Genomic DNA, 13831 nt, shown 5'->3' on the forward strand with positions numbered 1-13831 from the left:
TGGACACACCTTTCCGGTTCGCAAACGCCACGGATTCAGGACTCGCAGTCCTGCTCTGCGTTCGGTCAGCACGAGATATGGTCTAGGCCGATCGGCCCGGGCGCCACTTGGGCCCGGGCCGATCACATGTATTTACTGCTGCGAGAAAGCCGCATCGAGCGCAACCGCTGCGTCGTCCAGCGCCTGCTCGGGCTCCTTGGCCTGAGAGAGCACCTCGCCGATCAGCACCTGTATCTGGGCTGAAATCTCGGGATAGCTGGCAACGCCGGGACGCGCCTGGCCATTCTCGAGCGCTTCGGCAAAGACCGCGAATTCGGGCCCGGCGAACTCCTCGTACTCGTCGTAAAGCGCCGCCGAGGTCGGCAGGAGACGCTGGAACGCATTGCCTGGCCCCGCATAGAGCTTGGCGATTTCCACGCACATCTCGACCTTGGCCGGGTCGTCAGACAGCGCGGCGATCGCCCAGCCGCCGGTCCCCGTCGCCCGCTGGTCCGCGGTCGGTCCGGGCAGCTCGGAAACCTCCCAGGCCGCGGCCTGCTCCGCGTCGAGCGTGGTCTGGAGCTGGGCGTATTGCCAGTTCCCGCCGATGAACATGGCGGTGGTTCCGGCAGCGGCGGCGGCAGTGATGTCATCATAGGTGGTGATCGTGGCCACGCGCTGCGGCGCAGCACCCGATTCCACCAGCCCGTCATAGAACTCGAGCGCGTTCAGGAACATCTCCCGGTTCTCGCCCTCGTAGAACACCGGCATGCCGTCCGCATCGACGATCTCCCCGCCCTGAGCCCAATAGAACGCCAGCCAGTCGAACGCGGTGCCCTCGGTGCGCCCCCCATTGAACAGCATGCCCTCATAGCCCGCCTCGACCGTCTCGAGCGCAGCCGCCTGGGTCTCGTCCCAGGTCTGGGGCGCGTCGGGGACAACGTCGGTGTTGCGATAGAGCACGCGCAGATCGGTGAACCACCAGAGAGCGAGCACATTGCCCTCGTCGTCGGTGATCCCCTCGCGCACATAGGGGAAGAAGTCCGCGATTTCCTCTTCGCTGAGGAAGTCGTTCATGGGCGCCAGCACGCTGGCCTCCTTGAACGCAGCCAGTTGCGCGGAGTCGATCATCGCGCAATCGGGCCCACGCCCGGCCTGCGACTGCTCGAGAATGCGCGCCTGCTCCTCGTTGAGATTGCCCGTCTGGAGCTGGGTGTCGATCCGCCAGCCCGGATTGTCGTTGATGAAGTCGGTGAAGAGCTCCTCAAAGCCCTCGGCGGTCGCTTCGTCGGCGCTGTAAAGGTCGTAGGCCGTCAGCCGGAACGTCAGCGAATTTTCCGCGTCCACCGGACCCACCCTGTCGCGCGCGACCATCTGGTCCTGAGCGGAAATCGGCAGGGCCGAAAGCGTCATCGCGGTGGCCGCCATAAGCGGCACCACCCGGCGCGCCCAATGGGTTCTCGTGGTCATGGTGTCGTCTCCCTTTGGTGTGAAACATGCTCGTGTGTCCGGGGCGCGCTCGCCCCACCCGTGGCCCTGCCCTCGCAGGTCACCACTTCGCCCGTGTCGGGCGCAATCAGGTGCATCATTGCCGTGTCGAACGTCAGCCGCGCCGAGTCTCCCGCACGCGGGGTGTGTGCCGGATCGAGCCGCGCGCAGCTTTCCACGCCGCCCACGTCGAAGAACGCCAGTGTCTCGACGCCCAGCGGCTCGACCAGCTTGATGGTCACCATTTCGGTGTCACGCGCATCGGTGTGATCGGGCGCGACAGAGATCGCCTCGGGCCGCAGCCCCAGCGTCATGGGGCGGCCCAGATGGGGCCTGTAGGCCACCTGCCGGGAGGCCGGAACGCTCAGCCGCAGCCCCGAATGCGCCACGAAAACCAGCCCCTTGCTGCCCGCCTCCAGCCGACCGTCCCAGAAATTCATGGCCGGCGACCCGATGAACTCGGCAACGAACCGGGTCCGGGGGTGCGCATAGACATCCATGGGACGCCCGACCTGCTCGATCCGGCCATTGTTCATCACAACCAGCCGGTCGGCCATGGTCATGGCCTCCACCTGATCATGGGTCACGTAGACGGTCGTGGTGGGCACCTTCTGATGCAGCTTCTTTATCTCGACGCGCATCTGGGCGCGGAGCTTGGCATCCAGGTTCGAAAGCGGCTCATCGAACAGAAAGACCTTGGGCTTGCGCACGATCGCCCGCCCCATGGCCACGCGCTGGCGCTGGCCGCCTGAAAGCGCCGATGGACGGCGGCCCAGCAGCGGCTCGATCTCGAGCAGCCGCGCTGCCTCGAGAACAGCCTCGTCCACCTGTGCCCGCGTCATCCCGCGCCGGCGCAGGCCAAAGGCGATATTGCGCGCCACGTTCATGTGCGGGTAGAGCGCATAGTTCTGGAAAACCATGGCCACGTCGCGCGCACCGGGCGACAGCGTGTTGACCACCCGGTCCCCGATCCGCACCTCGCCGCCTGAAACGGTCTCGAGGCCCGCGATCATCCGCAGGATCGTCGACTTCCCACACCCCGAAGGTCCGACAAGGACCAGAAATTCATGATCTTTCACCTCGAGGTCGAGCGGATGCACGGTTTCCACCGCGCCGAACGACTTCGATATCTGGGTCAAAGTAACCGGCGCCATAGGTCCCGCTTCTTGTTTCAGCACGCTGGCGCGTACTCTTCAGACCGATATGACACACCCGGCCGTTTGCCGCTGCCCACCCCGAGCGTTGCAGCATGTCGTTTTAGTCATACGGAACCGGATACCGATTGGATCTCTCCTCACGCAGCCCGTCCCAAAGCCGCCGCCCGCACACTGACGTTGGAACGAAAATGACGGAACCTGCAACCGGTTCCGTCCCCACACGCCAAATAGCGCGAAAGCGCCCGGGCGCAGTTTTGCGCCGGGCCCCAGCAAGCCTCATTGCCATGAACGGGGCGAGGATCGGGTGCGTTGACGGGCCGCTGCGCGCTCCTATTTCCGGCCCTTGAGCAAACCCAGCTCGATCAGCGCCCAAAGCGCCACGATGGCGACGATCCCCGACATCACCATGCCGATCCCCACCGGCTGGATCACGTGTTCGCCGGCCATCTCCATCTCTTCGAACCCGATGCCAAGCGCCTGCATGGCGTTGAGCACCAGCCCCGGCACCACGAAAATCCAGAGCCATGGTGTCTGGGGCTTTCCGCGATCGGCCAGCCGCTTGGTGATGATGGCAGACGCCGGATAGAGCAGCAGCAGGCTGAGCAGCAGCGACGCCAGTCCCGCCCCGATCACCAGCCCAAGCGGCGCGATCACCAGACCCAGCACGATGCCCAGAACCACGAGCCCGATCATGCCCAGCCAGAACGTGCGCCGCCCGATACGGCCATGAAAGGACGTGAACAATTCCATTGCGATTTCCCCCGGCAGATGTCGATAGGCGCTCAGCAGGACGCGGGCACGGCGACTTCGGTGAGCCTTGCAAATCCCGTGCGCGATGGGAAGTCGTATGTGGAGGTAAAGCTTGCCCCCACGCCTCCCGAACCAGCGCGTGTCGAGCACGTCACCAGGGCCCTGACCCCGATCGGCTGATCGCACCCCGCCGATGGCCGATCGAAGGTAAACACCATTGTCAGGCCGGTATCGCTAACCCTCGGGTTGCCCAGTTGCGTGCCCTGCAACGCGCCCCGCGCGCGAAGCTGCAATTGCACCGTCGCGGAGCTGGTCATGGCCCGATCGCTGCGATCCATCGGCACCACGACCCGCACCACGCATGCGGCGGGCGGAGCGCTGTTCCGATCGAGCCGGGGCTGACCGCCCACGCCTCCTGTCTGGGCCTGCGTGCCCGATACCAGCCCGAGGGCGAGCGCAAGGCTGAGGGCGAGCGGGTGCGGTAAATGCCGTCCGGTCATGATCGGTCTCCATGTGAAATCCTTGCGGCCGCACCGCGCGCTCCTTCCAGATCGACATCGGGAACCGCGTAGACGGCCCGCGCTTCCGCCGGATCCAATTCGAAGGAGCGTGCCGTGCCGATGCCCGCCATCGGTGCGATGAGATTGCCAGGGATCCCGAGGATACGCCGATTGAGATCCTGCACGTTTCCGTTGTAGAGCCGCCGCGCTGCCGCGATCTGGTCTTCGGTCTCTTCGACCTGGCGCTGGAAGGTCTCGATATTGCCGGTCGCCTTGATCTCGGGAAAGCTCTCGGAGTACGCGATCAGCTTGTGCAGAGCCCCGGTCAGCTCGGCCTCCTGCCGGGCGATCTCACCGGTGTCCCCGTCCGCGAGCGCGCCCATGGCCCGCTCCCGGCTTTCGGTGACGATCGCGAGCATGGCGTCCTCATGCCCCATCGCCGAACGCACAGCCGTGACGAGGCTGGGCACCAGATCATGCCGGCGCTTGAGCTGCACCTCGATGCCCGACCATCCCTGCACCACGCGCGTCTGGGCGGCCGTAAGACCGTTATAGGTGAGCACGAACAGCGTGGCCGCGGCGACCGCGAGCACGACGACCAGAACCATGACCTCAGCCATTGCCTTCACTCCACATAGCGTTTGAACCCGGTTGCCGCGGCTGCGAACCGCTCGGCCGCCGCCCCGAGCCGCTGGGCGAGGATCTCGGGATCGCGGGTGTTGATGCGCTCATAGCCCGAGACATGGACCACCCGACCATCGATGATCGCCTGCATCCGATAGCGGTCCCAGAGATCGAGAAGCGTCGTCTGGGTGGCTGGCGTCAGCGCCTGGAGAACCGCCATCGCGGTCTCGTCCTCCCGACTGCCTGTCCCCCGTGCCGCGATATGGTATCGGGCATTGAACTCGGCCGACTCGGTCTTGATGTCCTTGCGGCTGTCCCCGATCGCCTCGGCGAGCAGCGTCGCGCGGATGCCCGTGTCCCGGTCCAGCCTATAGGCGGCCACCATCATCAGCAGCGCGCCATTGTCTCCGGTCTGTCCGGCGTGATCGGTCTTGAGCTCCCTGGCCGCGAAGGTGGTGTTCATCTCCATTTCGCGGACGCCCATCCAGAACGGGATGGCCTCTTCCGTCTCGCCCCAGAACTCCGCTTCTATGGTCATGGCGACCGGCTGGCCGGGCCGCGGCGCGAAGAGTTCGGGGATCGCCTTGTAGACCGCCTGCAACTCGCTTTCCGGCGTGCCCGGGGCAGCGCCCGCCTCGCGCTTGGAGACCTCGGCCTTCTCGAGCGCTTCTGCCATGAACGCGGGCACCTGCTTGCCCCCAGCGCCCCCGCCTCCAGGCCGCCTTTTGCGCGTGCCCGCCAGTCCCGGGGCTCCCTGCACATAGGTCGGTGCGATCCGGTAGGACCAGCCGAGCGCCTCGGCGGCCCGGAAATAGCGATAAAGGCGAGACTGCTGGCCCTTGCCAAGAGTGTCGACGAGAATGACAGCGCCGCCTGCGGCCCCGATCAGCACAGCGGGCACCAGAACCGCCTCGCCCCCGCCCAGAAACACGGCTGCCACGATCATCCAGCCGATCCCCCCGATCGCGAGCACGAGCAGAACCGGTGTCAGCCAGGCCGGAAACGCGATCGCGTTGCGCGGCGGTTTGATCGCATCGCGCTGCGGCGCGATCGCGCGTCCGAACGGGTCCCAATGGCGACCCGGCCCGCTCATTGCAGGTCCGGGGCGAACGCGCCCGCCCTTGACCATATCGCTTCAGCAAGCCGGTGATGTGGCATCGTTTCGCTCTCCGTTCGGTTCAATCGAGGTCCATGAGCGCGGCCTGGAGCAGACCGACGACCGCCTGGCAGGCTGCCGGGTCGGTCGGCTGCCCGCCGCGCACCCCCTGCTCGTGAAGAAGGGTGGTCAGCACCCGCAAGGGACGCAGCCCGACGCTGCCCCGCTCCGCACCGTCCCAAAGCGCATCCTCGAGACCGGCCAGCCCGCTGCAGACCTCGGGGCCCGGAAGCGCCCAGACCAGCTCTGCCGCCTCGCCTGCCGGCATCTGCGGCGGGGGAGCAAGCTCGGGCCCGTTGCCCTGCTCGGGTCCCCCGTTCGTCCCGGGGTCCTCGGGCAATTCGGCGAGTGCGCTGGTTCGTTCCATGAACACCATCCTCACGCCCCGCCCCAGCGCGGGCGACAGGATCATGTCCATGTAGATGTCCCGGCCCACGCTCGCGAGCATGATCGCCCGCCGACAGCCGGCGATCAGCATGAAGGGCAGGTCGCCCGAGGAATGGACCACCAGCATGCTGGCATCGGCGTCCATCCACTCGCTTGGCGCAACGCCGCCCAGACTGCCAAGCCCGTCGGCCAGCCCCACGACGGTGTCGGCAAGCCCGCTTTGGTCGACATAGCCGCGCTCGGTGCTGGTGCCAAAGGCGGTGACCAGCGTGGCCTCCAAGGTCTCGGTCACCGTGAGCGTCTGGGGCAAAAGGTCCTGGCGCTCGTTGAGGACGTCCAGATGAATTCCGCCGCGCCGGGCCTCCCAGACGCCGGCCACCGGACATTGCACCCCGGCCGCCTCTCCTTGCGGGGAGGTGGAGGGGGCGACCGATACCGAACCCTGCCCGGTGTTGCCCGCGTCCACGGTCACGCCCTCGGTCGCCGGATAAGGCGTCAGCGGACGATCCATGGGCTGGAGCAGGAACAGCTCGGCGGCCTCCTTGCCGCCGGGCGCGTGCAGATAGGCGACGATGCCCTGCCCCTCGAACGGCACCATGCGAATCCGGCCGGAGGCACCCTCGGATACCTCGCCCTCATAATAGACCCCGCTCTCGGGCAGGCTCGCTGCAAAGCGCAGGGGCGAGGCCACGCCCCGAGCCGCGAGTTCGGCAATCAGCGGGCTGGGCAGGGATGGCCCCTCCGACGGGCCGGGATGAACCACCACCGTCCCGTCCAGCGCGACAGGCCCCCCGGCGGATATCGCCGCTTCGAGCCGCGCCCCCTCGAAACTGGCCTCCCAATTGCCCTCCGCCCAATTCGCCTGCGGCGTTGGCTTTTCATCGAGGAGATCGGCGCGGGCGCTGATCCCGGAGGGCGCGCTGGTGGCCACCCGATACTCGGCCCGCGCCTCCCCGGACCCGAGCATGACGAGACGCAACGCAACAGAGGCCAGATCGGTCGGCACCAGCGTCAGCGCATGGGCCACGACGCCCTCGGGCATGCCCGGCTCGGGTTCGGAAAGATAGGCCCAGACCGGATAACTGCCGGTGCCATTGGCCTTCTCGCAGAGTGCGGTCAGATCGATGGCGGGCGCGAACGGGCATTGCTCCGCCCCCTGTGACGGAGAAACGATCCCCACCGCGGGATGATACCCCTCGGCGTTGAGCGGCTCGACATAAAGATCGAGCGCAAACCCCAGCCCCTCAATGCTCCAGAGTCCCACGGGCGAGGCCATGGCCACGCCCGGCCAGAGCGCGAGCAATGCCAGGAGCACGGCCCGGCATAAAGATTGCCGACGACCGATCATGGTAGGAACTCCCCCTTGAACGAAATATCCACGCCCAGACCCATGCTCCGGTTCGTCACCCAGAGGCGTTGACGATCACAGCCGAGTTCCTCTGGCCGCCGAGGCGCCATGCCGTTCGCCCGGCGATGGGCGTCGGCTGCGCGCATCTGCTCAAGGAGGGCAAAGACCGCGCGCTCACTGCCCACCGGACCGACCACCCGCCGGTCCTCCCGCCGCACGCTGGCCTCGACATCCACGAGAATCTCGGCGTCCGCCGACATCAGCACATGCTCTGGAATGTCCAGGACAAGGGGAATGCGGTTGTTCGCCATGGCCGGGGACGGGTCGAGCACGTCGCACACCCCGCTTGGCGCATCAGCAGGCCGCTCGGGCAGGCCGGCGAAGGGACGAGCTGCGGTGCGGCCCGCCACTGAAACCGCATTGGCGCGAAACATTGGGCGCCGCCCTTCGGTTTCCGGCGCCCGCGCCAGGCCCCCCACCGCGTTGCGGAACTGCACGGTCGCCCCGATATCGGCGCGATAGACGAGCTGGAACGTGCGGTTCGGGATGACACCCGACTCCGGCATGTGCACGATGCGGTTGACCGATAAGGACAGCCGTGTGGGATGGGGAGCGGTGCATCCCGCTGCGCACAGATTGCCCTCCCCGCGCCACCAGCGCTCAATCGCATCCAGCACCTCTCCGCGCGGCAGGTCCGGGCTGAAGGGCGGCAGCGCACCCGAAAATTGCCCCAGCCGGGCCAGAGCCCGTTCAGTGCCCGCCCGGTCGCGCAGGGGCGTGGCGCCACGCGCCGGCGAGAGCTGGGCAGCAATCGTGCCCCCGGGCACGCCATTGGGCTGCACGCCCTGGGGCGAACGGTAGGAATAGGCCCACCATCCGGTCAGCGTTCCCGCCGATGCGCTCCCGAACAGCCTGATGGTCCCCCACTGGCCGCTGACCTCGCGCCCCTGGGCATCGAGCATGATGAAAAGGCCGCGAAACTCATTGCCCGAGACCATCGCGCCATGCAGCAGCGCGCTGGGTCGGCCCGCGGCCATGATCGCGCCCACGGCGATGGCATCCGCATCCGGCGCGCCGAGCACGATCCGCGCGCCCCGCCCGAATGGCCCCCATTGGGTGCCCTCGAAATCGCCGGTCCACAGGCCCGCCAGCGAGGCGAGAGGCAACGGGTCCGCCCCGGCCATCTCTGCACCGGCGAGCCAATCGGCAACGTCGGCCGGCGGCATGCCATCCCAGGCATCGGGAAACCAGTCCGGTGCGTAAGGAATATCGGGGCGCACGTCCTGGGTCCGCAAACCCTCGAGCGCCATGCCCCGTTCTCCCGGCGCATCGCTGGTAAAGCCCGAAAAGCTCGCATTGTCGCCGCCCAGCGAGACATCGAGATATCCGATCGTCCCGTCCGGCCGCGCCAGCACCGCGCGCAGCCCCCGGCCCGACCCGTCAAGCCGGCCCTCGACCACGCCGAGCAGCCCGGCCTTGGAATACGCGCCATAGACACGCTCGTCATCCTGGATGAACTCGGCGAAGTCCTCGCCCACGCGCCATACGCCCTGCCAGAGCCCGCCGGACGGCTCGACCACGACGTCGGGCATTTCAACGCCCTCGCGCTCGGGTACCACCATCACCGGCCTCTCTCGTTCCCCGAGCCCGGGAAAGAGCGGCAGGCGCCCCGGTCCCCGATCGGGCACCGGCTGCCCCTCCTGATCGGCCTCGCCACGCTCAGGAAGGGTCGGCTCAGGGCCGATCCCGGGATCGAACGGCCGAGGCATCAAGACCTGGCTCGCCGGCAACACGGGGCGAGGCTGGTCGGGGCCATCGAGAAACGCGAACCACGCAACAAGCGGGGCCGGTATGGTGCCGGACCACTGGTCGGGAAAATAGAGCAGATCGCCGGGCGGCAAATCTGCCTCGGTATCGATCTTCTGGGCATCGAACGGGCCATCGGCGTCGTCCGCATCGATCCAGCGCTCTCCACCAAAGCTGAGATTATCCCCGTTGAGCGTTACCTCGAACAACTCGACCGTCTGCCCACCGGCAAAGGGATTGACCACGCTCGTGCTCATCACCGCGCGCAGGGCCCGGCCGTTGGGAGAAAGCCGGCCTTCGATCACGGCGGTCGACCCCACCGTTTCATGGGCCCCGAACACCCGTCGATCCTGCTGGCCCAGCCGGATAAAGCCATTGGCCGAACGCCAACGCCCCTCCCAGAGCCGCCCGGGCTCACCGGTCTCGACCACACCGCCCGTCGCCTCGGGAGAAAAATTGAGCCATGCCACCACGCGAGGATCGGGCGCTGTGCTGTACTGGGGCGGGAAATAGCGGGTCCTCCCGGTCGCATGGACCAGCGCGCCGGGATCGGCGCTCGATCGCCCGGCGAAAAACAGCCGGCCCAGCCATGAGGAGTCGTCGAGCTCCGGCAGCACCCGGTCCGATAGGGTCCCAATCACCAGATCGGTGCCGGATTTGCGCAGCCCCACAAAGCCCCATTCCGAGCCGTCGACCGTCCCGTAAAGCGCGTGCAGGCGCTCACCATCGGCGCTCACCTGCCCCTCGAAGGCGCCCAGCCCGACAAGATCCCCATAAACGCGCCGTCCCTCCTGGACCATGCGCGAGACACCGTCCTCGGACTGCCAGGCCCCCGTCCATTGGCCCTGCGCCAGAGCCGGGCCCCCCGATAGTCCGAGGATCGCCGCAAGGGCAAGTCCAAAGACACACAGCCCCCGACCAATCAGCGAGGCGATCATGGCGCTCTCCGCAGGTACTGGTTGGCGACCCAGCCGATATCGGGGCCGCGCTCCACGAGGCACCAGTCGCCCTCGCAGCGGTTGAAGCCGGCCAGGCCGCAGGCATTTGCCGGCAGCGTGCCGACGACGGCAAAGCCCGCGCCCGGGCCCGCCCGCATGTTGAGGCTGGTTGAAACGCCCGTTACGCAGAACGACCCATGCCCGCTCGCCGGCTCGGCGAGCCCGCCGCCCGGGCCCCGCTGGCCTTCGGTTCGCAGCCAGGCAAAGCCGAGATTGGCGTTCGACCCCTCATAGGTGTTGTCGACCACCCGGCAACCATTGGCCTCGAGCACCGGCGCGGCGCCGTTGAGCGTGAAATCGCCGTCTCTGCGGTACTGACCGTAGACGAAGTAGTCGAGCTCCTCGCACCGGGAGGAGAAGATGCGGCTCATGCCTTCGAGATAAAGCCCCGCGTCCAGGCGCCCCTCGAACAGCACCGTGCCCGGACGCACGCCATGGGGCAAAAGCCCCTCGCGCGGGGTCTCGTAGGAAATCCGGATCGTATCGCCGCGCTCGACGAGGCGCATGATCGAGCCGTTGTGGTTGTAAAACGACTGCGCGTGAACGCCCGCAACGCTCGTGAGCGCCATTAAAAGGGAGAGTGCGAACCTGACCATCACAGCCGCTCCGGAAAGACTGCGGGATCGAGATAGGTGCCCGCCACCCATCCCGTGAGCGCCTCGTGGCTGACCTCGCACCAGCTCCCCTCGAGCAGAAGCAGCCTGCCCTCGGGGTCGGCCTGCTCGAATGTCAGGCTGTCGATATTGGGCTCGCAACCCAGAACCAGAATCTGCTCCGCGTCCCGCGCCAGACTGCCCACGATCCCGGCCGACCGGTCCGGCGCCGCCCGCACCGCAAGCCTTTGGCCCTGCGGGATGTTGCGCAGCACATAGCTCGGCCCATAGACCCCGATCCCCGGCAAGTCGAATATCTCCTCGGGATCCTCCTCGGCCAAAAGGTCCGGAGACGGGTCGGAAAAAGAAGGGTTCGGCACGAACCCGTCATCGCGCACCAGCCGCACGATTTCGGCATGGGTGCCCTCGATCAGCGTCCCTTCCATCTCGCCCTGAGCATCCGGCAGGCCCAGCAGCAGCAGGCCTTCTCTGCGCTCACCAGACCCGTCGGCGTAGAACGTGACCGAAAGGCTGAAGCCCTCGTTGCGCGCCCTGTCCGGGACGATCGCCACTTCGCTTTCCCGGCCGAACCCCACAGAAGCGAGCGCCCCCTGCCCCGAAAGCGCCGTCCCCTCTCCCTCGAGATAGACCGCGCCCAGCCTGCGCCCGTCGGCATGGCTCATCACGTCCCAGAGCGAGGGGCCCCTGGCCGGCGCCGCAAGCGCGAGATTGGGAAATCTGCCGACAAATCCGGGGTCGGCGAGCACGCCCTGATAGCGCTCCGGATTGGCCCGCAGATCGTCCATCCTGTCTTCCGCGCACATCGCGAACGCGCAACTGTGCGGCCCTTCGGCTATCGGCGCCTCGAGATCGACCCCACGTGAGGGATGCGCGATGACCAGCACATACTGCCCCCCATTGCGCGTGATCTGGGCGATCCGCACCTCCGGGTCACGGGGAAAGGCAAAGGCGACAGCGGCCACGTCGCCTTGGTACCGGACCCCGCGCACCTCAATGTAATTGGCCGGATTGGTGGCCGGATCTGCGGCCGTCAGGGCACGGGTGATGTCCAAGCACAAATCGAGGCTGACCGCCCTCGGGCACCGTCCGGGCTCGGCATAGATGAAGACACTCGCCATGCCGGCCGTCCCGCCGGGGAGCTGATCGAGCCCGATATCGACGATGAACGGACCCTCGAGCTCAAGACTGTAGGACCCGTACCAGTCCCCGTTCTGGCCCGAGGCGGGCGAGACGAGCCCCGCCATGCCCAGCGCCGCCGCTGCAAACACCACCCCCACAGTCTTCATGGCCGCGCGCTCCCCCAGGTGAGCGGCACGCCGCCATCGGGCCTGGCGAGCAGGACTTTCACGCGCTCGGGCGTCACATCGCCCGCCGTGCACCGCTGCAGCCTGTCGCAAAAGGTCTCCCCGCCGGCGGTGTAGCAGACTTCGGTCGCCTCGCCCTGGGGCGAGAACCGGGTCGGCACGCCCATGGCAAGGGTCTCGACACCGTCCGACACGTCGCAGGCAAACCCGTCCCCGTCGGGATCGCACGAGAAGACCGACAGCACCGCATAGCCGTCGCCGGACATCTCCTTGGCCATGATCGTGCGATCGGCAAACGAGATTGTGGGCGCTTCCTGACAGCTCAGGGCCATCAGTTGGGGCTCCGCCGCCCGCCCCAGGAGATTGGTGTAGACCCCCGGCGCCAGCCCGCCCCAGTCCGCATCCGATGGCGTGGACCCGGGAGTGGAATCGACCTCGGTCCGGGCGGTCTCGGGGATCATGGCCATGAGCGGCGCCAGCCTCTCGGGTTCGCTCGCGAACATCCCGGAAATCTCAGCTTCTATGCCCTCCCCTTGAGCCAGCGCGACACGCTGGAGCGCGATCGAATCGCACCCCAGATCGACCGGACCGGACCGGCCTGCCTCACACCAATGCGGCTCGATGCGCCCGTCGACGACCAGCTCCGCCCCCCGCTCGGGGTGATAAAGGGTCATCCGGTAGCCGCCCTCGGCCGACCGCACCAGGTCCAGAAGCCGCAACTCCCGCTCGACGCCCATCTGCCAGAGGCCCTGTTCATAGGCGATCAGGAGACGCTCGCCATCGAGCATCGAACCCGCGACGGCAAGAGACCAGCCCGAAGTCTCACCGAGGTCCGCGCACAAAGCCTCCCCGAGGGCATCCGCGCACGCGCCATTTGCCGCGCCGATGAAAAATCCGGCATTGGCATGGGCCAGCCCTGGCGCCCCCTGCATGTGAAGGATATCGATGCGCACCTCGCCGACACCATCGGCCAGCGCGCCGGTGAACGTGCCGTCCCACGGGCCCGTGGCAACATCCACCTCGGGCATGGAAACCAGATCGGACGTATCGATCGCGATGCCCCCCAGATCGGGGAAAGGCCCTGCCTCGGGACGTCTGATGATCTCGGCAAGCACGCTGACGCCCTCGACCTGCTGGTCGAGATCGGCAAGATCACACGCAAGATAGCGCTCCTGGTCGTCGCCTTCTCCGAGCGCAAAGCCGCCTGCGACGGCGGAAAACGGCAGATCGACCGTGCGCGGCACTCCCGGTTCGCCCCAATTCCGGATGGTTTCGCCCGTGCAGCTCGCGGTCCCGTCCAAAAGTGCGCACTGGCCATCGAACCGGAACGCGTAAGGGGGCAGCCCCATGCCGGCCAGCGTCTGGTCCACTTCCTTGGCGAGATAGCGGCCATCGGGATAAAACACCGCCGGCCGGCGCGCACAGCCCAGCGCGCGCGCCGCCTCGAGGTCTGTCTCGGTTTCGTACTCGCCTACGATCCGCGCATAAATGCCCGGCGGGATCACCGCGCCTGCATCCAGTCCCGCGCCGGTGGTGCCCTCTTCGGGCAGGAAGTCGATCGTCTCGGCGATGAAATCACTGCTGTCCTGCGCCCAGCCCGCCCCGGGCGTGATCGCGCATGCCGCCATGAGCAGCACCAGCCTCGCGGCCGCCCATCGTCCCCGCCGGCCCTTGGTCCCGTACCCTGCCACGTCGCACCTCTCCTCAATAAATCCCCGCC

The 13831-nt window shown here is 67.3% G+C and carries 11 protein-coding genes; all 11 read right to left on the reverse strand.

All coding sequences use genetic code 11. The annotated features are described in order from the left end of the window. Window positions 1-132: 132 nt before the first annotated feature. The 11 genes from EO136_RS11370 to EO136_RS11420 all read right to left on the reverse strand — a co-directional run bounded on the left by EO136_RS11370 (window position 133) and on the right by EO136_RS11420 (window position 13802). Window positions 133-1449: an extracellular solute-binding protein gene (locus EO136_RS11370; protein WP_127144537.1), complete on the reverse strand. Its 1317-nt coding sequence runs from the start codon at window positions 1447-1449 to the stop codon at window positions 133-135. After that, window positions 1446-2621 (reverse strand): ABC transporter ATP-binding protein, encoded by a 1176-nt coding sequence (locus EO136_RS11375; RefSeq protein WP_127144538.1) that lies wholly within the window; start codon window positions 2619-2621, stop codon window positions 1446-1448. The genes EO136_RS11370 and EO136_RS11375 overlap by 4 nt, the downstream gene beginning before the upstream one ends. A gap of 333 nt (window positions 2622-2954) precedes the next feature. Next, the gene (locus tag EO136_RS11380) at window positions 2955-3374 is read right to left on the reverse strand and encodes a DUF805 domain-containing protein (RefSeq protein WP_127144539.1); all 420 of its coding nucleotides are present in this window, start codon (window positions 3372-3374) and stop codon (window positions 2955-2957) included. Between the two features lie 32 nt (window positions 3375-3406). After that, window positions 3407-3874 carry a hypothetical protein gene (locus EO136_RS11385; RefSeq protein WP_127144540.1) on the reverse strand — a complete coding sequence of 156 codons (468 nt, stop codon included), beginning with the start codon at window positions 3872-3874 and terminating at the stop codon, window positions 3407-3409. Further along, a complete protein-coding gene (locus tag EO136_RS11390; protein WP_127144541.1) occupies window positions 3871-4494 on the reverse strand; it encodes a LemA family protein in 624 nt (207 codons plus the stop codon). The genes EO136_RS11385 and EO136_RS11390 overlap by 4 nt, the downstream gene beginning before the upstream one ends. Before the next feature lie 5 nt (window positions 4495-4499). Beyond that, window positions 4500-5591: a hypothetical protein gene (locus EO136_RS11395; protein ID WP_127144542.1), complete on the reverse strand. Its 1092-nt coding sequence runs from the start codon at window positions 5589-5591 to the stop codon at window positions 4500-4502. 85 nt (window positions 5592-5676) lie between these two features. Further along, window positions 5677-7389, reverse strand: coding sequence for a hypothetical protein (locus tag EO136_RS11400; protein WP_127144543.1), 1713 nt, complete (start codon window positions 7387-7389; stop codon window positions 5677-5679). Continuing rightward, window positions 7386-10133, reverse strand: a complete 2748-nt coding sequence (locus EO136_RS11405; protein ID WP_127144544.1) for a hypothetical protein — start codon at window positions 10131-10133, stop codon at window positions 7386-7388. Before EO136_RS11405 ends, EO136_RS11400 begins: the two co-directional genes overlap by 4 nt. Further along, the gene (locus EO136_RS11410) at window positions 10130-10789 is read right to left on the reverse strand and encodes an SH3 domain-containing protein (RefSeq protein WP_127144545.1); all 660 of its coding nucleotides are present in this window, start codon (window positions 10787-10789) and stop codon (window positions 10130-10132) included. Before EO136_RS11410 ends, EO136_RS11405 begins: the two co-directional genes overlap by 4 nt. Next, a complete protein-coding gene (locus EO136_RS11415) occupies window positions 10789-12093 on the reverse strand; it encodes an SH3 domain-containing protein (protein WP_127144546.1) in 1305 nt (434 codons plus the stop codon). Before EO136_RS11415 ends, EO136_RS11410 begins: the two co-directional genes overlap by 1 nt. Further along, window positions 12090-13802, reverse strand: a complete 1713-nt coding sequence (locus EO136_RS11420) for a hypothetical protein (protein ID WP_127144547.1) — start codon at window positions 13800-13802, stop codon at window positions 12090-12092. Before EO136_RS11420 ends, EO136_RS11415 begins: the two co-directional genes overlap by 4 nt. Between the last annotated feature and the right edge of the window lie 29 nt (window positions 13803-13831).

Source organism: Pelagibacterium montanilacus, assembly GCF_003992665.1.
In the GTDB taxonomy this organism is placed as follows: Bacteria; Pseudomonadota; Alphaproteobacteria; order Rhizobiales; family Devosiaceae; genus Pelagibacterium; species Pelagibacterium montanilacus.

Excerpts from the sequence above, each read along its gene's own strand:
- EO136_RS11375 (WP_127144538.1), bottom strand. The coding sequence starts at position 2,621 with ATGGCGCCGGTTACTTTGACCCAGATATCGAAGTCGTTCGGCGCGGTG.
- EO136_RS11385 (WP_127144540.1), bottom strand. The coding sequence starts at position 3,874 with ATGACCGGACGGCATTTACCGCACCCGCTCGCCCTCAGCCTTGCGCTC.
- EO136_RS11405 (WP_127144544.1), bottom strand. The coding sequence starts at position 10,133 with ATGATCGCCTCGCTGATTGGTCGGGGGCTGTGTGTCTTTGGACTTGCC.
- EO136_RS11400 (WP_127144543.1), bottom strand. The coding sequence starts at position 7,389 with ATGATCGGTCGTCGGCAATCTTTATGCCGGGCCGTGCTCCTGGCATTG.
- EO136_RS11370 (WP_127144537.1), bottom strand. The coding sequence starts at position 1,449 with ATGACCACGAGAACCCATTGGGCGCGCCGGGTGGTGCCGCTTATGGCG.
- EO136_RS11380 (WP_127144539.1), bottom strand. The coding sequence starts at position 3,374 with ATGGAATTGTTCACGTCCTTTCATGGCCGTATCGGGCGGCGCACGTTC.
- EO136_RS11395 (WP_127144542.1), bottom strand. The coding sequence starts at position 5,591 with ATGAGCGGGCCGGGTCGCCATTGGGACCCGTTCGGACGCGCGATCGCG.
- EO136_RS11410 (WP_127144545.1), bottom strand. The coding sequence starts at position 10,789 with ATGGTCAGGTTCGCACTCTCCCTTTTAATGGCGCTCACGAGCGTTGCG.
- EO136_RS11390 (WP_127144541.1), bottom strand. The coding sequence starts at position 4,494 with ATGGCTGAGGTCATGGTTCTGGTCGTCGTGCTCGCGGTCGCCGCGGCC.
- EO136_RS11415 (WP_127144546.1), bottom strand. The coding sequence starts at position 12,093 with ATGAAGACTGTGGGGGTGGTGTTTGCAGCGGCGGCGCTGGGCATGGCG.